At 71.9% G+C, this 17,719-nt stretch carries 19 protein-coding genes; 9 read left to right on the forward strand and 10 right to left on the reverse strand.

Features of this window, described 5'->3' with window-relative positions:
- Positions 1 to 44: 44 nt before the first annotated feature.
- The gene (gene rsmA / locus M4486_RS07045) at positions 45 to 968 is read right to left on the reverse strand and encodes a 16S rRNA (adenine(1518)-N(6)/adenine(1519)-N(6))-dimethyltransferase RsmA (protein ID WP_249480414.1); all 924 of its coding nucleotides are present in this window, start codon (positions 966 to 968) and stop codon (positions 45 to 47) included.
- On the reverse strand, positions 965 to 1,942 hold the full coding sequence (locus tag M4486_RS07050) for a TatD family hydrolase (RefSeq protein ID WP_249480415.1): 978 nt from the start codon (positions 1,940 to 1,942) through the stop codon (positions 965 to 967). Before M4486_RS07050 ends, rsmA begins: the two co-directional genes overlap by 4 nt.
- 245 nt (positions 1,943 to 2,187) lie before the next feature.
- On the opposite strand from M4486_RS07050, the gene rpmF reads away from it, so the two are divergent.
- Positions 2,188 to 2,358, forward strand: coding sequence for a 50S ribosomal protein L32 (gene rpmF, locus M4486_RS07055; RefSeq protein WP_152353254.1), 171 nt, complete (start codon positions 2,188 to 2,190; stop codon positions 2,356 to 2,358).
- Positions 2,359 to 2,467: 109 nt separating this feature from the next.
- Here the strand turns inward: rpmF and rsmI are convergent, their stop codons facing one another.
- Complete coding sequence (rsmI, locus tag M4486_RS07060; protein ID WP_249480416.1) at positions 2,468 to 3,310, reverse strand: 16S rRNA (cytidine(1402)-2'-O)-methyltransferase; 843 nt, start codon at positions 3,308 to 3,310, stop codon at positions 2,468 to 2,470.
- Between the two features lie 96 nt (positions 3,311 to 3,406).
- Between rsmI and M4486_RS07065 the strand changes: the two genes are divergently transcribed.
- Together M4486_RS07065 and malQ are read left to right on the forward strand one after the other, a co-directional pair.
- The gene (locus M4486_RS07065; RefSeq protein WP_249480417.1) at positions 3,407 to 5,152 is read left to right on the forward strand and encodes a dolichyl-phosphate-mannose--protein mannosyltransferase; all 1,746 of its coding nucleotides are present in this window, start codon (positions 3,407 to 3,409) and stop codon (positions 5,150 to 5,152) included.
- Positions 5,153 to 5,209: 57 nt separating this feature from the next.
- Positions 5,210 to 7,351, forward strand: a complete 2,142-nt coding sequence (gene malQ, locus M4486_RS07070; RefSeq protein WP_249480419.1) for a 4-alpha-glucanotransferase — start codon at positions 5,210 to 5,212, stop codon at positions 7,349 to 7,351.
- A gap of 1 nt (position 7,352) precedes the next feature.
- Here malQ and M4486_RS07075 read toward each other — a convergent pair whose 3' ends face one another.
- The 3 genes from M4486_RS07075 to M4486_RS07085 all read right to left on the reverse strand — a co-directional run bounded on the left by M4486_RS07075 (position 7,353) and on the right by M4486_RS07085 (position 9,257).
- On the reverse strand, positions 7,353 to 7,823 hold the full coding sequence (locus M4486_RS07075) for an S-ribosylhomocysteine lyase (protein WP_249480420.1): 471 nt from the start codon (positions 7,821 to 7,823) through the stop codon (positions 7,353 to 7,355).
- A 95-nt stretch (positions 7,824 to 7,918) separates the two neighbouring features.
- A complete protein-coding gene (locus tag M4486_RS07080) occupies positions 7,919 to 8,623 on the reverse strand; it encodes a type 2 periplasmic-binding domain-containing protein (protein ID WP_249480421.1) in 705 nt (234 codons plus the stop codon).
- A 28-nt stretch (positions 8,624 to 8,651) separates the two neighbouring features.
- Positions 8,652 to 9,257 (reverse strand): TetR/AcrR family transcriptional regulator, encoded by a 606-nt coding sequence (locus M4486_RS07085; RefSeq protein ID WP_249480423.1) that lies wholly within the window; start codon positions 9,255 to 9,257, stop codon positions 8,652 to 8,654.
- 155 nt (positions 9,258 to 9,412) lie between these two features.
- Here M4486_RS07085 and M4486_RS07090 point away from each other — a divergent pair, with 155 nt between their 5' ends.
- Both M4486_RS07090 and M4486_RS07095 read left to right on the forward strand, forming a co-directional pair.
- Positions 9,413 to 10,432: an aldo/keto reductase gene (locus M4486_RS07090; RefSeq protein WP_249480425.1), complete on the forward strand. Its 1,020-nt coding sequence runs from the start codon at positions 9,413 to 9,415 to the stop codon at positions 10,430 to 10,432.
- A 149-nt stretch (positions 10,433 to 10,581) separates the two neighbouring features.
- The gene (locus M4486_RS07095) at positions 10,582 to 10,863 is read left to right on the forward strand and encodes a metal-sensitive transcriptional regulator (RefSeq protein WP_152353260.1); all 282 of its coding nucleotides are present in this window, start codon (positions 10,582 to 10,584) and stop codon (positions 10,861 to 10,863) included.
- Between the two features lie 21 nt (positions 10,864 to 10,884).
- On the opposite strand, the gene M4486_RS07100 is transcribed toward M4486_RS07095, so the two are convergent.
- From M4486_RS07100 to M4486_RS07115, 4 genes are all read right to left on the reverse strand, one after another.
- A complete protein-coding gene (locus M4486_RS07100) occupies positions 10,885 to 12,330 on the reverse strand; it encodes an LLM class flavin-dependent oxidoreductase (protein WP_249480427.1) in 1,446 nt (481 codons plus the stop codon).
- Positions 12,327 to 13,604 carry an acyl-CoA dehydrogenase family protein gene (locus tag M4486_RS07105; RefSeq protein ID WP_249480429.1) on the reverse strand — a complete coding sequence of 426 codons (1,278 nt, stop codon included), beginning with the start codon at positions 13,602 to 13,604 and terminating at the stop codon, positions 12,327 to 12,329. The genes M4486_RS07100 and M4486_RS07105 overlap by 4 nt, the downstream gene beginning before the upstream one ends.
- A gap of 183 nt (positions 13,605 to 13,787) precedes the next feature.
- A complete protein-coding gene (locus M4486_RS07110; protein ID WP_249480432.1) occupies positions 13,788 to 14,153 on the reverse strand; it encodes a VOC family protein in 366 nt (121 codons plus the stop codon).
- A gap of 65 nt (positions 14,154 to 14,218) precedes the next feature.
- On the reverse strand, positions 14,219 to 14,938 hold the full coding sequence (locus M4486_RS07115) for an SOS response-associated peptidase (RefSeq protein WP_249480434.1): 720 nt from the start codon (positions 14,936 to 14,938) through the stop codon (positions 14,219 to 14,221).
- A 194-nt stretch (positions 14,939 to 15,132) separates the two neighbouring features.
- On the opposite strand from M4486_RS07115, the gene M4486_RS07120 reads away from it, so the two are divergent.
- The 4 genes from M4486_RS07120 to M4486_RS07135 all read left to right on the forward strand — a co-directional run bounded on the left by M4486_RS07120 (position 15,133) and on the right by M4486_RS07135 (position 17,705).
- Positions 15,133 to 15,594, forward strand: a complete 462-nt coding sequence (locus M4486_RS07120; RefSeq protein WP_249480436.1) for a hypothetical protein — start codon at positions 15,133 to 15,135, stop codon at positions 15,592 to 15,594.
- Positions 15,595 to 15,818: 224 nt separating this feature from the next.
- Positions 15,819 to 15,992, forward strand: coding sequence for a hypothetical protein (locus M4486_RS07125; protein WP_249480438.1), 174 nt, complete (start codon positions 15,819 to 15,821; stop codon positions 15,990 to 15,992).
- 320 nt (positions 15,993 to 16,312) lie between these two features.
- Entirely contained in the window at positions 16,313 to 16,903 is a 591-nt protein-coding gene (locus M4486_RS07130) for a hypothetical protein (protein WP_249480440.1), read from the forward strand.
- A 172-nt stretch (positions 16,904 to 17,075) separates the two neighbouring features.
- The gene (locus M4486_RS07135; RefSeq protein WP_249480442.1) at positions 17,076 to 17,705 is read left to right on the forward strand and encodes a hypothetical protein; all 630 of its coding nucleotides are present in this window, start codon (positions 17,076 to 17,078) and stop codon (positions 17,703 to 17,705) included.
- The last annotated feature ends 14 nt before the right edge of the window (positions 17,706 to 17,719 follow it).

Here is a 17,719-nt window from a genome sequence, read left to right on the forward strand (position 1 = left end):
CGATCTCACGCTACAGGCGACGCGCCGCCGAGGGGCGTGCGGTCTCACGCCGGCGGCGCCGCCCCCTCGGCCCCGGCGCCCGCCTCGGCGCCGGCTCGCGCGATGGCGAGGAAGTCCTCGATCGCGAGCGTCTCCCCGCGGCGGGTGGGATCGATCCCGGCCGACGCGATGATGTCGCCCGCGCGGGCGGAGCCCCCGGCCCAGCCCGAGAGGGCCGCGCGCAGCATCTTGCGGCGCTGGGCGAAGGCCCCGTCGATCACGCGGAAGGTCCGCTCGCGCTCGTCCTCGGTGCCGAGCGCCTCGGCGCGCCGGGTGAGCAGCACGAGCGCGGAGTCGACGTTCGGGACCGGCCAGAACACGCGCCGGGAGATCCGGCCCGCGTGCTCCCGCTCCCCGTACCAGGCGGCCTTCGCGCTCGGGGCGCCGTAGACGCGCGAGCCGGGCTCGGCGGCCAGACGGTCGACGACCTCGGACTGCACCATGACCAGGCAGCGCTCGATGCCCGGGAAGCGCTCGAGGACGGTCAGCAGGATCGGGGTCGCGACGTTGTAGGGGAGGTTTGCGACCAGCGCTGTCGGCTCCCCCGCCCCCGGCAGCGCAGGCAGCTCGGTGACGGCCAGCGCATCGGCGTGGACCAGCCGGAAGCGGTCCTCGTCGATGCCGCGGCCCGTGAGCGTGCGCGGGAGCAGATCGGCCAGGCCCCTGTCGAGCTCGATCGCGGCGACGTCGGCCCCCGCCTCGAGGAGGCCCAGGGTGAGGGAGCCGAGCCCCGGACCGACCTCGAGGACCGCCTCCCCCGCGCGCACCCCGGCGCGCTCGACGATGACGCGGACGGTGTTGGGATCCACCACGAAGTTCTGGCCGCGCTGCTTGCTGGGGCTCAGGCCCGCGCCCTCGGCGAGAGCGCGGATGTCGCGACCGCTGAGCAGGATCGAGCCGCTCTCCCCCGTGCCCGCGTCCCCGCTCATGCCGCCGGCCATCCGTAGACCTCCCGCGTGGTCGCGGCGATCCGCTCGCAGGCGGCGCCGAGGTCGGTGCCGGTGACCTCGGCGATCGTCGCCATCGTGTGCGGGATCAGGTACGAGGAGTTCGGGCGCCCGCGGTAGGGCACGGGTGTGAGGAAGGGGGCGTCGGTCTCGACCATCACGCGCCCCAGGCCCACGTCGGCGAGGGCGTCGCGCAGCTTCTGGGCGTTCTTGAACGTCACATTCCCGGCGAAGGAGAGGTAGAAGCCGCGCGCGACGCACTCGCGCGCGAACTCCACGTCCCCGGAGAAGCAGTGCAGGACGGTCCGCTCGGGCGCGCCGTCGGCGTCGAGGACCTCCAGGACGTCGGCGTGGGCGTCGCGGTCGTGGATCTGCATCGGCAGGCCGGTCTCCTTGGCCAGCGCGATGTGGTGGCGGAAGGAGTCGATCTGCGCGGAGCGCGCCTGCTCGTCCTTCTTCGACGTGCGGAACCAGTCCAGGCCCGTCTCGCCGACGACGACCATCCCGGGGCCGCGCACCAGGGAGTCGATCTCCGCGAGCGCGTCGTCCAGGCCGATGAGCTCGCGGCCCTCGTGGTCGTGGCCGCGGGCGTGCAGCGCGGCCTCGTTGGGGTGGACGGCGACGCCGCCGCGCAGGCTGGGCGGGCAGTCCTGCGCACCCACGAGGCGCGCGGTCCACAGGGCCGCCTCGCGGTCCGAGCCGATGGTGATCTGCGCGGCGATGCCCGCCTCCGCAGCGCGGGCGACGTGCTCGGCGATGCTCAGCCCCTCCTCGCCGTCGGCGAAGTCGAGGTGGCAGTGGTTGTCGATCACGACCGACGGCAGCGCCTCCGGGACCGGCGGCCAGGAGCGGTCGCGCGAGGAGCGCCGGGGGTCGAGGTCCTCGCGGTGGTGCACGGGCGCGACGGGGTCGGGCGCTGCGGACCCTGCGCGCGGGTCCTCGGGGGCGTTCGGCATGGGAACATCGTAGGCGGGACCCCGCGCGCGCCCGATGGAGCCCGCCGGCGTCGACGGCGAGGCCGGTGGTGCATCTCACCTGCCCCGCCCGGGCCGTGGCCAGGGGAATGTGGCAGAATGATCGACCGTTGCGTGTCCTTCCGCGCGCCCGGCGGCCCCGTGTCGCCTCAGTCCTCCGGGACGGGCCAGCCCGCTGGGCGGACACCCTCGTCGACCATCATCCAGGACCGTCAAGGAGCGTTCCCATGGCAGTGCCCAAGTTCAAGATGTCCCGGGCTCGCACCCACTCGCGTCGATCGCAGTGGAAGGCCCAGAACGCCGACCTCGTGCAGGTGACGGTCCGCGGTCGCACCGCGTCCGTGCCGCGCCGCCTGGCGAAGGCCTACCAGCGCGGCCTGATCGAGATCGACGACTGATCTCCCGCAGCAGATACTCCCGAGAGGGCCCCGACCGCATGGTCGGGGCCCTCTCGCATGTCCGGGGTCCGGCGCCGCTCCTCGGAACGCGCTCGCTCCCCGAGCGCGCTCAGCCGCGCCGCTTCTGCGCGCCGTCGTAGAGCTCGCGGGCCCCCACGCCCGAGGCGCCGCGGGCGACGGCCTTCGCCGCGTCCTTCATCCGCTCCCCCGCCTCGGTGCGGCGCAGCACCTCCGCCACGAGGTCCTCCGGGTCCGCCTCGACGGTGTCCGCGCCCGCGACGACGATCGCGACCTCACCCAGCACCTCGTGCTCGGCGGTGTGCGCGGCGAGCTCGGCCAGGGTGCCGCGCAGCACCTCCTCGTGGGTCTTGGTGAGCTCGCGGGCGAGCACGGCGCGGCGCTCGGGCCCGAAGCCGTCGCGCATCGCGGCGAGCGCGGACGACGTGCGGCGCGGTGACTCGAAGAACACGAGCGTGCGCCGGGCGTCGGCGAGCTGGGCGAAGAGGTTCTCGCGCTGCCCGGGACCGCGCGGCACGAACCCTTCGAAGGAGAAGCGGTCGGGTGCCAGCCCCGAGACGGCGAGCGCGGTGAGGACGGCCGAGGGGCCGGGGATCACCTGCACCGGCAGGCCCGCCTCGGCCGCGGCCCGCACCGCCCGGTAGCCGGGGTCGGAGACCACGGGCATGCCGGCGTCTGTCACCAGCAGCACGCGCTGCCCCTCGCGCAGGGCGTCGAGCAGCCAGGGCGTCCGCTCGTCCTCATTGTGCTCGTGGTAGGAGATGACCCGGCCGGTCGGCTCGACCTCGAGCTCGCGGGTCAGGCGCCGCAGCCGCCGCGTGTCCTCGGCGGCGATCAGATCGGCCTCGCCCAGCGCGCGCACGAGGCGCACCGAGGCGTCCAGCGGGTTGCCGATCGGGGTGGCGGCCAGGACCAGGACTCCGGGGGCGAGCATGCGCCCCATGATAGGGCGGTCGGATCGGGCCGACGTCCACCCCGCCCCGGCCCCGTCGACCGAGGATCCGCAGGTGGCATGGCCTAGCATGACCGCGTGCAGCAGACCACGCCAGCGGACGCGGCCGAGGGGCCGGAGGGTCCCCGGAGCCCCGAACCCGGGACCGACGGGCCCGAGGCCGTCGGCACCGGGATTGTCGGCAACGGGACCGTCGGCACCGAGTCCGATCACGCGGCGCCGCACCGGCACCTGCGCGATGCCCGGGAGGACGCCGTCGAGGCCGAGAGCGAGGGCACGCTCCTGGCGTCGCTGCGCACGCGCCTGCACTGCATGGATCTCACGGGGCGCACGAAGCCCTGGCTCGGGGCGCTGCTCCTCTTCGCCCTCGCCCTGGTCCTCCGGCTCTACCACCTGGGCTCGATCCACGAGCTGATCTTCGACGAGACCTACTACGTCAAGGACGGCTGGACGATCGTCCACCACGGCGTCGAGATGAGCTGGCCCGACGACCCCGACCCCGCCTTCACCTCGGGCGACGTGAACTCCTCCGAGGACAGCGGCGAGTACGTGGTGCATCCGCCGATCGGCAAATGGGTCATCGGCCTGGGGATGCTCGCCCTCGGCGGGGACTCCGCGTGGGGCTGGCGGATCTCCGTCGCGCTGCTGGGGGCTCTCTCGGTGCTCATGCTCGCGCGGATCGGGCGGCGTCTGTTCCGCTCCACGGGCATCGGCCTGATCGCGGGCCTGCTGCTCGCGGTCGACGGCCTGCACCTGGTCATGTCCCGCACCTCGCTGCTGGACCTCGTGCTCATGTTCTTCGCGCTGGCCGCGTTCGGGGCTCTGCTCATCGACCGCGACCGCTTCCGCGAAGGCCTGGCGCGCTCGGTCGCCGCCGCCCGCGCCCGCGGCGAGGAGCTCCCGCTGCTGGGCTACCGGGCCGGTTTCCGGCCCTGGCGCCTGAGCGCCGGCGTGCTGCTCGGGCTCGCCTGCTCGGTGAAGTGGTCGGGCATCTACTTCCTCGCGGTCTTCGGCATCATGACCGTGCTGTGGGACTGGTGGGCCCGCCGGCGGGTGGGCGAACGGCGCTGGTGGGAGAACGGTCTGTTCCGCGACGCGGTTCCCGCGTTCGTCGCGATGGTCGGCACCTCGCTCGTGGTCTACGTGGCCTCGTGGTCCGGATGGTTCGCGTCCTCCAAGGGGTACATGCGCCACTGGGCCGAGGAGAACGGCCACGCGGGAGGCAATCCCGTGATCAACGCACTGCGCTCCCTGTGGCACTACCACGCGCAGGCCTACGACTTCCACATCCACCTGGACTCCCCGCACCCCTACCAGGCGAACCCGCTGGGCTGGCTCCTGCAGATCCGGCCCACGAACTTCTACTACCGCTCCTACGACTACGGGGAGATGGGCTGCGAGGTCGAGAAGTGCGCCTCCCAGGTGCTGTCCGTCGGAAATCCCCTCATCTGGTGGTTCGGCGCGCTCAGCATCCTGATCGTGCTCGTGGTCGCGATCTGGAAGCGCGACGGCCGGGCGTGGGCGGCGCTGACGGGCATCATCGGCGGCTACCTGCCGTGGCTGATGTACATGGACCGCACGATCTTCACCTTCTACTCCGTGGTCTACGAGCCCTGGATGATCCTGTGCCTCGCGTACGTGATCGGTCTGCTCGTCGGCTCCCGGTCGGCCGACGGCGAGCGCCGGCTCGCGGGGACCCTTCTCGCCGGCAGCCTGCTCACGCTGATCGTGCTGGTCTCCGCGTTCTTCTGGCCGATCTGGACGGGTCAGGTGATCGACGTCGACCAGTGGGAGTGGAGGATGTGGCTGCCCAGCTGGACCTGATCGGAGCCGCACGGACCTGAAGGCGCCGCACGTGGCCGACGCCACTAGCATGTGGCCATGTCCCTGGATCCCGGAGCGCTGCGCTCCCTCGCCCGCGACCTCGGCGTCAGCACGGACTTCTGGGGGTGGGACGGCACCCGCAAGCAGGTGGCCGATACGACCCTGGTGCGCGTGCTGGCCGCCCTCGGCCACGAGGTCGCCGACGACGCCGACGTGCGCCGCATCCGCGCCGATCGCGCCCGCGCCGCCTGGGCGGCGACGCTGCCCCGCGTGGTCGTCCTGCGCGAGGACCGCGAGGAGTCGCTGGCCGTGCACGTCGTGGACGGCACCCCCGTCGACGTCGAGGCGATTCTCGAGGACGGCTCCCGTCGGCCCCTGACGCAGGTCGAGGACTTCACCGCGCCCTACGACCTCGACGGGACCCGGCGGGGCCAGGCCTCGTTCCGGATCCCGCGCGGCCTGCCCCTGGGGTGGCACACGATCCGCGCGCACACGAGCGAGGGCGAGCGCGAGTGCCCGCTCGTGGTGACCCCGACGCGCATCACCGTGCAGGACGGGCTCGGCGATCGCCGGGCCATGGGTGTGCAGGCGCAGCTGTACTCGGTGCGCTCGCCCCGCTCCTGGGGCATCGGCGACCTGGCCGACGCCCGCGACCTCGCCGCGATCCTGGGTGTGCGCCACGGCGCCGATTTCCTGCTCATCAACCCGCTGCACGCCTCCCGGCCCCTGCCGCCGATGCTGCCCTCCCCCTACCTGCCGGTGACCCGGCGCTTCACGAGTGCCCTGTACGTGCGCCCCGAGGACGTCCCCGAGTTCCGGGACCTGCCGGAGCACGCCCGTCAGCGGATCGCCGCGCTGCGCAGCGAGGTCTCCCCCGCGAACACGCGGGCCGATCGCCTCGAGCGCGACCCCGTGCTCGCGTCGAAGATGGAGGCGCTCGAGGAGATCTTCGCGGCGCCCCGCACCCCCGCGCGCCAGGCTCTGTTCGACGCCTATCGGGCGCGCGAGGGCCGGGGCCTCGAGGACTTCGCCCTCTGGTGCGCGCTGGACGAGCACCGCGAGGAGCTGCCCGACCGGACACGGGAGGAGCTCGCCTCGCCCGACTCCCCCGCCGCGCAGCAGGCCCGGACCGAGCTCGCGGACCGCAGCACCTTCCACGCCTGGGTGCAGTGGGTGCTCGACGAGCAGCTCGCGGCCGCCCAGGCGGGAGCGCGCGAGGGCGGCATGCGGATCGGGCTCATGCACGACCTGGCCGTGGGCGTCACCGAAGTGGGCGCGGACGCCTGGCGGCTCGGGGACGTCCTCGCGCGGGGCGTGGGCGTGGGCGCTCCCGCCGACCAGTACAACCAGCAGGGGCAGAACTGGCATCAGCCGCCCTGGCATCCGGAGGCCCTCGCGGCGGCCGGGTACCGGCCCTGGCGCGACCAGCTGCGCACGCTGCTGCGCCATGCGGGCGCCCTGCGGATCGACCACGTGCTGGGCCTGTTCCGCCTCTGGTGGATCCCCGACGGCTCCCCCGCCTCCGAGGGCACCTACGTCACCTACGACCACGAGGCGATGATCGGCATCCTCGCCCTCGAGGCGCAGCGCGCCGGCGCGATCGTCGTGGGCGAGGACCTGGGGACCTTCGAGCCGTGGGTGCGCGACTACCTCACCGAGCGCGGGATCCTGGGCACCTCGATCCTGTGGTTCGAGAACGACGCCGCAGGGAACCCGCTGCCGCCCGAGGACTACCGCCGCCTGTGCCTGGCCTCGGTGAACACGCACGACCTGCCGCCGACTGCCGGATACCTCGCCGGCGACCACGTGCGCCTGCGCCACGAGCTCGGACTGCTCGAGCGGGACCTCGACGAGGAGATCGCCGTGGACGCCGCCGCCCAGGCGAAGGTGCTGGACGCGGTCCGCGCACGCGGCCTCCTCGACGAGGACGCGGATCCTCGCGAGGACGTGGAGGCGACCGTCATCGCCTTGCACCGCTATCTCGCCCAGACCCCGTCACTGCTGGTGGGCGTGTCCCTCGTGGACTGCGTGGGCGAGCGGAGGATCCAGAACCAGCCGGGGACGGACTCGGAGTACCCGAACTGGCGCGTGCCGCTGGCCGATCAGGACGGCGAGGTCGTCACCGTCGACGACATCGCCGCCAGCGCCCGGACGGCGCGACTGCTCGCCGCGGTGCGGGAGGCGATGGACGCGACCTGAGTCAGGCGCCGACGTCCTCCCACTCGTCGCGGCGGGCGAGGAACGCCTGGGCGGCGTCCTTCGCACCGGTGAGGGTGTGGTGGGCGCCCCAGCCGCACTGGACCTCGTTCGCGGCGGGGACCTCGTCGGCCTGCAGCAGGTCGTGGAGGGTGGCCTCGAGGACCGGCGCGAAGTCGGCGACCTCGTGCTCGCCGGAGAGCAGCGCGTAGAAGCCCGTGCGGCAGCCCATCGGGGAGACGTCGATGACGTCGCCGGTGTGGTTGCGCATGTGCTCGGCCATCAGGTGCTCTAGCGAGTGGACGACCTCGGAGTCGAGGTGGGCGACGTTGGGCTGGGTGAAGCGCACGTCGAACTTCGTGAGCACGTCGCCGTGGGGCAGCGTCTTGCGGTCGGCGATGCGGATGTACGGGGCGCGCACGGCGCGGTGGTCGAGGTTGAAGCTCTCGACGTTCATGCGGGACGACTCGGTCACGGCGTTCTCCTCGGGTGCGACGGCGGTGCTACGACCCTAACGCCGCGCCCGGCCGCGCGCACGGGGCGTCCGGCGTGGTCAGCCCGCTGCGCGCCTCAGCGCGAGGAGCGGGCGGTGCGTCCGCGCACGGCGCCCACGAACTCCTGGCGCACGGCGTCGTCGGCCGCCCTCGGCCAGGCCAGGGCGATCCGGGTGGCGGGCGCATCCGCGAGCGGCCGGTGCACGACGTCCTTGCGGTGGTGCAGCCGCGCGAGGGACATGGGCAGCAGGGCGTGGCCGACCCCGGTGGCGACGACGGCGACCCGGTCCGCGGCGTCGTCGGGGTGCGCCGAGGGGATCTCCGGGTCCTCGGCGAGGTCGGCGACGGTGAGCTCCTCGTGCAGGGAGAGGATGTTCTCGATGCCGACGACGACCATCGGGCGCTCCTCCCAGAGCTCGACGAGGTGCAGCTCCCCCGGCACGCCCGCCGTGCCCGATCCGTCGGCGTCCAGCGGCAGGCGCACGAAGCACATGTCGACCTCGCCCGTCCCGAGCACGTCGGCCTGACGGGAGAGCGGGACGGGCACCAGTTCGAGCCGGGCGGCGCGCTGCCCGCTGCGCCAGCGCCGCGCGAACCGGTCGGGCTCGACGCCCGGGATGAACCCGACGCGCAGCACGGGGAGCTCGGCAGGAGCGCCCGACGCGGGGGTGGCGCCGCGACCGGCTGCGCTCCGATCCGACGCGCTGCGCCCGGCACGTCGCGAGGATGCGGGGGCGGTGCGGCCGGAGCGCGCGGCGGAGGGGCGGGGCCGACGGTTCATGCGCTCAGACTACGGCCGGATCCGTCGCTCACCGTGCGGCGATGCCGTCGAGCAGGACATCGATCATGCGCGACGCGTCGGCATCCGTGCCGTCGGCCGGGCCCGCGTCGCTGAGCCGCCCGAGCGCGTGGATCATGTCCTCGGCGCGGATGTCGCGGCGCATGGTCCCGTCGGCCGCTCCGAGATCCAGGATCCGCTGGACCTCGGGCGCCAGCACCCCGAGGAACTGCGCAGGCAGGGGCGCGTAGGCGGGATCGCCCGAATGCAGGGCCGTCGCGAAACCCCGCTTCGTCGCCAGGAACCGCGCCAGGCTGCGGGTCCAGAGGCGCAGCGCCTCGCGCGGAGGATGCTCGTCGGCCAGGGTCCTCGCGTCCTGGGCGGTGGCCTCGAGCTCGTGCCGGAACACCGCGATGATGAGGTCCGAGCGCAGCGGATAGCTGCGGTACACCGTGCCGACGCCGACCCCGGCGCGCGCGGCGATCTCGCGCATCGGGGCGTCGATCCCGGACTCCGCGAACACCTGCTTCGCCGCTTCGCGCACGGCCTCGGCATTGCGCACGGCATCCGCACGCCGACGCCGCGGGGCGCCCTCGCTCACCGGGCTCTCGGGGGTCTCCGGCCTCTCCTGGCTCACGCGCACCCTCTCTCGGATCGGACGCGGGCGCTCGGTCCCGCGGCAGGACGTTGACAACCGGAACCGCGTTCCGCATAGTTGTGGACGCAGGTTCCGTTTCTTCGGCCAGCCTACCCGGGTCCACCCGGGCCCGGCCCCGTCCCAGGAGGACTCACATGAAGCACCGCTCGCTCGGCCGCACAGGGATCCAGGTCTCGCCCTTCGCCCTCGGCGCCATGATGTTCAGCTCGTTCGGCAACGGCGACCAGCAGGAGGTGGACGCGATGGTGGGGCGCGCGCTGGATGCGGGCATCAACCTCGTCGACACCGCCGACGCCTACGGCGAGTCCGAGGAGATGCTCGGTCGCGCGCTGCGCGGCCGCCGCGACGAGGTGGTCCTCGCCTCGAAGTTCGGGCGTCCGCTCGACGAGGACCCCAACCACCGCGGCGGGTCCCGCCGCTGGATCATGACGGCGATCGAGAACTCGCTGCGCCGCCTGGGGACGGATCATCTGGACCTGCTGCAGATGCACCGCCCGGACCCGGCCACCGACATCCAGGAGACCCTCTCCGCGCTCACCGATCTGGTGCGCAGCGGGAAGGTGCGCGCGATCGGGACCTCCGACATGCCGGCGTCGGAGATCGTCGAGGCGCAGTGGGTGGCCCGCGATCGCGGGCTCGAGCGCTTCCGCACCGAGCAGCCGCACTACTCCCTGCTGGACCGCACGGTGGAGCGCGAGGTGCTCCCCGTCGCCGAGCGCTACGGCATGGGCACGATCATCTGGAGCCCGCTGGCCAGCGGCATGCTCACCGGCAGGGCGCGGCGGGGGCAGCAGAGCGACCTGCGCCGCACGCAGATGTTCGCGGCGCTCCGGGACCCGCGGCGCATCGACGCCGTGGAGGATCTGCTCGCCCTCGCTCAGGACTCCGGACTCACGCTCACGCACATGGCGCTCGCCTTCGTGATCGCCCATCCGGGCGTCAGCGCCGCGATCATCGGTCCCCGCACCATGGAGCACCTCGAGGACTCGCTCGCCGCCGCGGAGGTCGAGCTGACGGACGACGTCCTGGACCGCATCGACGAGATCGTCGCACCCGGGACGGGCGTGGGGCGCATGGACCAGGAGTACAGCACTCCCCCGATCCTGGATCCGACGCTGCGTCGCCGCTCGGCCGGGAGCCGTGCCGCGGCCTGAGCCGCTCCGCGCACGCCCCTCCCCGGATCGGCTCAGGCCGGCTAGGACCGGCTCGGCTCGGGCCAGCCGTCCGCGCATTGCCGGGCATACCGGGGAGGGGTATCGTGCGAGGCCGGGCCGAAGGACGTGCGGCCGACGGGAGGAGCGCCATGAACGGGTACAGCGAGGACAAGGCGGCTCTCGAGCGCCGCATGAAGCGCATCGAGGGCCAGGTGCGCGGCGTCGCCAAGATGATCGAGGACGACCGCTACTGCATCGACGTGCTGACCCAGATCTCCGCCGTCAGCCGGGCGCTCGAGAACGTCGCCCTCGAGCTGCTGGACGATCACCTGGGCCACTGCGTCGCCGACGCCGTCAAGGGCGGCGGGGCGAACGCGGACGAGAAGATCGAGGAGGCCACCGAGGCGATCCGTCGTCTCGTGCGGTCCTGATCCCCTCCCCCGCGGCGTGCGTCAGGCGGTCGTCGGGCCGGGACCGGAGGCCGGGTCGGGCCTGCCCGTCCCCGTGACGTCGTCGATCGTCGAGAGCGGCCCGCCGACCCGGTACTGCGCGCCGCGATGGTTCGCGGGCAGGCGGTCCCCCGCCCCGAGCAGCTTGTGGCGCAGCGTCCCCGGCGCGTACTCCTGCGGGTAGACCCCGCGGCGCTGCAGCTCCGGCACCACCAGGTCCACGACGTCCTCGAAGGTTCCCGGCGTGGTCGCGTAGGCGAGGTTGAAGCCGTCGACGTCGGTCTCCTCGACGATGTCGACGAGGGTGTCGGCGATCTCCGAGGGCGAGCCGACGAAGACCTGCCCCTGGCCTCCGATGCCGCCGAGCCGCACGATGTCGCGGACCGTCCAGGTCTCCCCGCGCTCGTTGTCGCCCTGGAAGGCGGCGAGCGCGGACTGGATGGCGTTGGACTGCACGGCGCCCAGCGGCTGGTCGAGGTCGTAGGCGGCGAAGTCCACGCCGAGCCAGCCGGAGAAGAACACCTCGGTGCCCTCGACGCTCGCATAGGAGAGCAGATCCGCGTGCTTCGCGCGGGCCCCGGCCGCCGTCTCGTCGGTGATGATCGTGCTGAGCAGATAGATCTTGGCGTCATAGCGCCCGCGGCCTGCGTCCACGAGCGCCTTCCGGATGCGCTGGACGGTGCTGCGGGCGATCTCCTTGGTGGGGCCGCCGATGAAGATCGCCTCGGCGTTCTCGGCCGCGAAGCGCACGCCTCGCGGGGAGGCACCGGCTTGGAAGACCACGGGGGTGCGCTGGGGCGAGGGCTCCGAGAGGTGGATGCCGGGGACATCGAAGAAGGTGCCGTGGTGCCCGATGTGGTGCACCTTCTCGGGGATCGTGAACACGCCGGACTCGGCGTCGCGGACCACGGCGTCGTCCTCCCAGGAGCCCTCGAGGAGCTTATAGATCACCTCGAGGTACTCGTCGGCGTGGTCGTAGCGCGCGTCGTGCTCGACCAGGTCGTGCTGGCCGAGGTTCTTCGCGGCCGAGGGCAGGTAGCCGGTGACGACGTTCCATCCCACCCGGCCCTTGGTGAGGTGGTCGAGGGTCGACAGGCGCCGGGCGAAGGGCACCGGGTGCTCGAAGGCGGTGCCCGCGGTGATCCCGAAGCCCACGTGCTCGGTGACGGCCGCCCCGACCGCCGCGAGCTGCACCGGATCGTTCACGGGCACCTGCGCGCCCTGGCGGATCGCGGCCAGGTCGTTGCCGTCGAAGACGTCGTAGGTGCCCAGCACGTCGGCGATGAACACGGCGTCGAACAGTCCGCGCTCGGCGATCCGCGCGATGTCCTGCCAGTACTCGATGTCCTTGTAGCGCCAGGACTGGTCCCCGGGACAGCGCCAGAGTCCCGGCGACTGGTGGGCGACGCAGTTCATGTCGAAGGCGTTGAAGCGGATCTGCTTGCTCATGCGCGGGCGACCGCCTCTCGGGTCTCGCCGGGGCGATGCTCCGGGGCGGGATCGGCCGTCGCCCCCTGTCCGTCCGCTGCGACAGCCGTGCCGACGCCCCAGAGACGGAGGGGATCCGCGCCGTTGACCAGGTGGTCGCCGATGATGCGCTGCTTGTAGATCACCGGGTTGTGGGAGGAGACCGTGCGTGTGTTGCGCCAGTGGCGGTCGAGGCCCAGGTCGGTGCTCGTGCCGGAGGCGCCCAGGGCGTTGAAGAGCCGGGTCACGGCCTCGGGGACGAGCTCGGCGAGCACGACCTGGCCCTCGGCGGTGGCGAGCTCGGCCTCGGCGAGGGCCGCCCGCTGCGCCTCGGAGCCGCGCTCGGGCTCGAGGTCGGAGGCGCGCTGGAGCGCTGCGGCGGCGCGGTCGACGACGGCTTCGGCGGCGAAGGCCGCGGAGCGGACCTGCCCGATCACGGCGAGGATCTGACCGTCGTCCCGTGCCCGGGAGGCGAGGCCGTGGCTGTACACGCGCGTGCGGGCGCGGACGGCGTCGGCCGCGTCCTCGGCGGCCCGGCGTGCGATGCCCGCCTGCACCACGAGGAGGACGAGCTGGTAGAGCGCCGTCTGGTAGCTGAAGCGGTCCGTGAGCACGATGACGTTCCCGGGATCGACGGGCACGTCGTCGAACACGATCGTGCCGGTGCCGGTGAGCTGCTGCCCGAAGCCGTTCCAGTCGTCGCTCACGCTCAGGCCGGGATCGTCCGTGGGCACGAGGACCGCGACGGTCTCGCCGGAGTCGTCGGCCGCGGTGGCATCGGTCCACTGGGCGAAGATGCTGCCGGTCGTGTAGTACTTCCGGCCGCGCAGACGCAGCCCCTGCGGCGTGGAGACCAGGCGGGTCGAGGGGCTCGCGGTCGTGGAGCCCGAGGCCTCGCTCCAGGAGTTGCCGACGATCTCGCCGTCGAGGAAGCGGCGCAGCCAGTCCTCGCGCGAGTCGTCGCTCGTGTGCACGCGGTCCTCCACGATCGCGAACTGGCCGCGGAAGATCTGCGGCAGGCTCGAGTCCGCCGCGGCGGCGTCCACCCAGATGCGGGCGGCCTGCGGGATGCTCAGTCCCGCGCCGCCGTCGGCGATCGGGATGCGCAGGGCGCCGAACCCGAGGGCCGCGAGCTCGGCGACCTCCTCGCGCGGCAGCCGGTGCTCGCTCTCGCGCTCCACGGCGCCTGGGGCGATCCGCGCGAAGACCTCGCGGAACCTCTGCGCGATCTTCTCTGCTTCTTTCGGTGAGGTCACGACGGTGGGCACCTTCCGGCTCGGGAGACGTTCGTCCGGTCACGACCTCGGGGCCGTGACGTCTCCCGAACGTATGCGGCGCCCCGCGCCGCACGGAAGGGCCTCGTCACATGCGGAAATGCAGATTCGCGCGAGGGCGCGGAATGACGCTCAGCAGAGCCCGCCAGGCAGTCGCGTGACGCGTCACGAGCGCAGCGACGCCGGCTCCCACAGCTCGATGCGGTTCCCCTCGGGATCGCGCACCCATCCGAAGCGTCCTGCGCCCTCCATCTCCTGCACCGCGTCCTCCACGTCCGCTCCGGTCCTGCGGAGCCGCGCGCGCAGGGCGTCCAGGTCGTCGACGCGCAGGTTGAGCATGGCCGTCTGCCCCGAGTCGCCGAAGTAGTCGGTGTCCTGCGGGAAGGCGGCGAAGACCGTCGGCCCCGCCTGCTGGTGCCACAGTCCGTTCTCGTCGATGTCGAGTCCCAGCACGTCCCGATACCAGGTGGTGAGGCGCTGCGGATCCGTGGCGCGCAGGAAGAAGCCGCCGATGCTGTGCACATGTCCCATGGCGGCGAGTGTAGGCGGACGCCGAGGACAGGCGGAGCGCGCCCCGGGCCGTCCCGCTCCCGCCCTCAGTCCAGCTCGATGGGCTCGATGAGCGAGGGGTCGGTGCGGTCGATCTTCCGGACGCTGTTGACCTGGCGGTCCACGGGATGGGTGACCAGGGTCGTCGCGATCTCGTCGGAGGCCTCGCCGAGCTCGTGCTGCAGTGCGTCCTTCTCCTCGCCCTCGAGCTTCTCGGGTGCGAGCCAGCGCCCGAGCATGTCCTCCGGCAGGTAGGCGGGCATGCGGTCGTGGACGTCGCCCGCGGCGTCCTTCGCCTCGCGGGTGATGATCGTGAAGGAGACCTGCCAGGCCTCGCCGTCCTTCCGGGCGGAGGCGAGACCGGCGGCGTGCAGCAGACCGGCGTGCTCGGCGTGCACGTAGAAGGGCTGTTTGGCGCCGTCGGCCTGCTCGACCCACTCGTAGTAGCCGTTCATCGGGACCACCACGCGGGCGCTCGCGAAGGGACCGCGGAACATGCCGTTGGTTGTCACCGTCTCGAAGCGCGCGTTGATGGGGCGGGGCCCCTTGTCCTTCGCCCAGGAGGGGTGCAGGCCCCAGCGCGCGGGTTCGAGGGTGCGGCGCAGTTCGCCGTCCTCGTCATAGTGCTCGCGGACGACGGGCGCGAGGGTCGACGGAGCGATCGAGTAGGCCGGCGACCAGTCCGGGCCGTCCTGGTCCGCCTTGGTGGCGACGTAGGCGCGCAGCAGCCCCGCCTCGTCGAAGTCGAGCACGAACCGTCCGCACATGAGGGCCTCCTCGTCAGGTGCCCATGATGGTAGCCGGGGCTGACCGCACTTCCCTCGGGGCGCAGCTTTCGTACCCGACAGCCCGCTGCACGCCGAGCACGGGGCTCCCCATGCCCCCTCAGCCCCCGCCCTCGAGAGAACTCCGTCGCAGAGGCATCCTCCGCGGCGCGGCGTGGAGTGCCCCGCTGATCCTCGTGTCCACCGCTGCCCCCGCCATCGCCGCCTCGGAGCCCGGACCGGCGCTGAACGACGAGGCGAACTACTACTGGAACGTCGCGGCCGACGCGCACTTCATCACCGTCGCCGCCGCAGAGAGCCACCTGCAGTTCCAGGTCTCCGCCCAGGTCAGCTACCGGGCGGACCCCTGGGTCCCGCCGCCGGACGGGGCGACGCTGCAGATCGTCATCGAGCTCTCCCAGCCCGCCCAGCTGAGCTCGGTCGGCGCGGGCTGGGTCGCCTCCCCGGCCACGGGCACCACCGCCACCACGTTCACGTTCTCGCTCACGCCCGCCTCGCAGGGAGGCGGACTCTCCGCGACGTTCTTCGGCACCGAGGCCGGAGAGCTGACCGCCCACGGCACCATGAGCGTGCTCGATCCCGGCGAGGCGACCTGGGCGCAGGAGCCCGCGATCGACAGCGGGACCCTGAAGGACTGAGCGCACGCCCGCGAACGACGGAAGGCTCCCCATCGTGACGATGGGGAGCCTTCCAGTGATGCCGTGGAGCTTAGGGGAATCGAACCCCTGACCTCTTGTTCGGTGTACTGGGAGACGACGAATCGGCAGCTCACGGGCGGCAATAGCGCCTAGGCAGGGCTCAATTATGAGGCCAGGCCTGAGCACCAACACGAACACACTTGGACGGATGCGATGGTTAGGACGTGCCGACCCTCGAAAGCCAGCACGGTCTCGCCGCCGCGACCGCCCACGACGGGGTCACGATCGCCTCGGTGTACGAGTGCGCTGCCCTGCAGCCCCGCTACCGCACGGGCGAGGACCCGGCGGCCGTGACCGACGCGCATATCCTCCACGCCCTCGGCACCCTCAACGGCTGACATCTGTGTCATCTGCGCCCCTCATCTCCTCCGGGAGGTGAGGGGCGCTTCTGCTGTCTGGATCGGGATCTTCGGTGCATACATACGAAAGCGCGCATAGTGGTTGTATATGGTGTAGATCACCTGTTCCTCGCTTTTCGGACAAACGGGGCGACTGATTGGTAGCTTTCGTCAGCGTGACCACCCCGAGCGAACGCCCCCGCATCCCCCGTCGCGCCCTCGCGCGAGGAGCCGCCTGGGCCGCCCCCACCGCACTCCTCGTTACGTCGGCCCCAGCCATTGCCTCATCCCTCCGCAAAGATCCCGGCATCAACGGATGGGTGAACAACAGCTACCGCGTCGGTACGTGCGGCTCGACGAACACCTCCATCGAGGTCACCTCGATCGGTAGCGGCACCACCCCGGACGGCGCACCCTTCGGCCTGTACCTGTACGACACCGACGACGTCAGCACCGCGACCAACGCAACCATCACCTACTGGGTACTCGGCAACCACGCCACGTCCGGATCGACGGCAATCACCTGGTCCAGCGCGAGCGGCCACTCGAGCTGCTGGAACTACCAGGGACGCATCGGCACAGCCCAGAAGCCCGACGGGCTCACCTACACCGGATACCGGTGGACGTACACGTGCGCCATCAACCCGAAGTCAACGACCACGGGCAACGACGGCGTCAAGCGCGTCATGCTGGGCAACTTCCACGTCACCTCCAACACCTTCGCCCAGCCCACCGGATCCTGCGGAAAGCTCAACTTCTGGACCGAACGGGCGGTCACGCTGGACGGTAACGCGTACACCTTCCAGCGCCGCGCCGGAACCGACGGGGCCTACACCGCTTCAACAAGGGCCCGCTCCGCCCGCGCCACCAACGAAGACGACGGCGACGATCCGCGGACCGGACTCAGCTGAGAACTCCGAAGCACCGCGCAAGTGCGCCCCCATCCTGACCTCGCGATCGGGGTGGGGGGCGCGTCACGTATCCACGAGAGTCGAGAGGGTACCGAGCTCCGCATTGATACCGTGCGTATGCGCGGCCCCAGTGGGGGATCAGGCCGCACACTTTCGTCCCTTGGGAGAGCACGTGAGCGAATCGCCCAGCCAGACTGATCGGCACATTCACCGTCGCAGCCTCGTAAAAGGCGTGGCATGGACGACGCCCGCCATCGTCGTCAGCACAGCAGCACCCGCCTACGCCGCCTCCGCCAATTGCACTCCGCAATCAGCCTCGCAGGTTCAGCAGAGCTTCACTTTCACCTCGGGCATCTCGAAATGGACGATGTCGCGAGACCCATCAACCGCCCCTGCTGTGGAGTACTCCTCCTCCTACAACAACCTTGCCAACGCCGCGGTTCTCGTCGCAGATCCGCCAGCCAACGTGACGTCGACAACGACTCTCCAGAGCCCCACGGCCTGTCTGGCCCCGGGGACCTACGCATTCAAGTTCGACTCGCGTCTGTACAACGCGAATCCTCGTAATCTTCAACTGCGGGCTGACGTGGTGCTGCAGGACACGGGTGCAACCACCGGCAACCTCATCAACTTCACGACAACGTCCGGAGCGATTTCGTCCAGGACTGGTGACACGGTGACCATCACCATCACGCAGAAAGCGCAGATCCGCTTCCGCTTCCGCTGGACCTTTGCGACGAGCGGGACCGGAGCGGGAGATGACATCGGCGTCTCCGCCCCCACGGTCACGAAGACTGCCTGACCACGCGCAAATGC

The sequence above is a fragment of the Brachybacterium kimchii genome (genome assembly GCF_023373525.1).
GTDB lineage: Bacteria > Actinomycetota > Actinomycetes > Actinomycetales > Dermabacteraceae > Brachybacterium > Brachybacterium kimchii.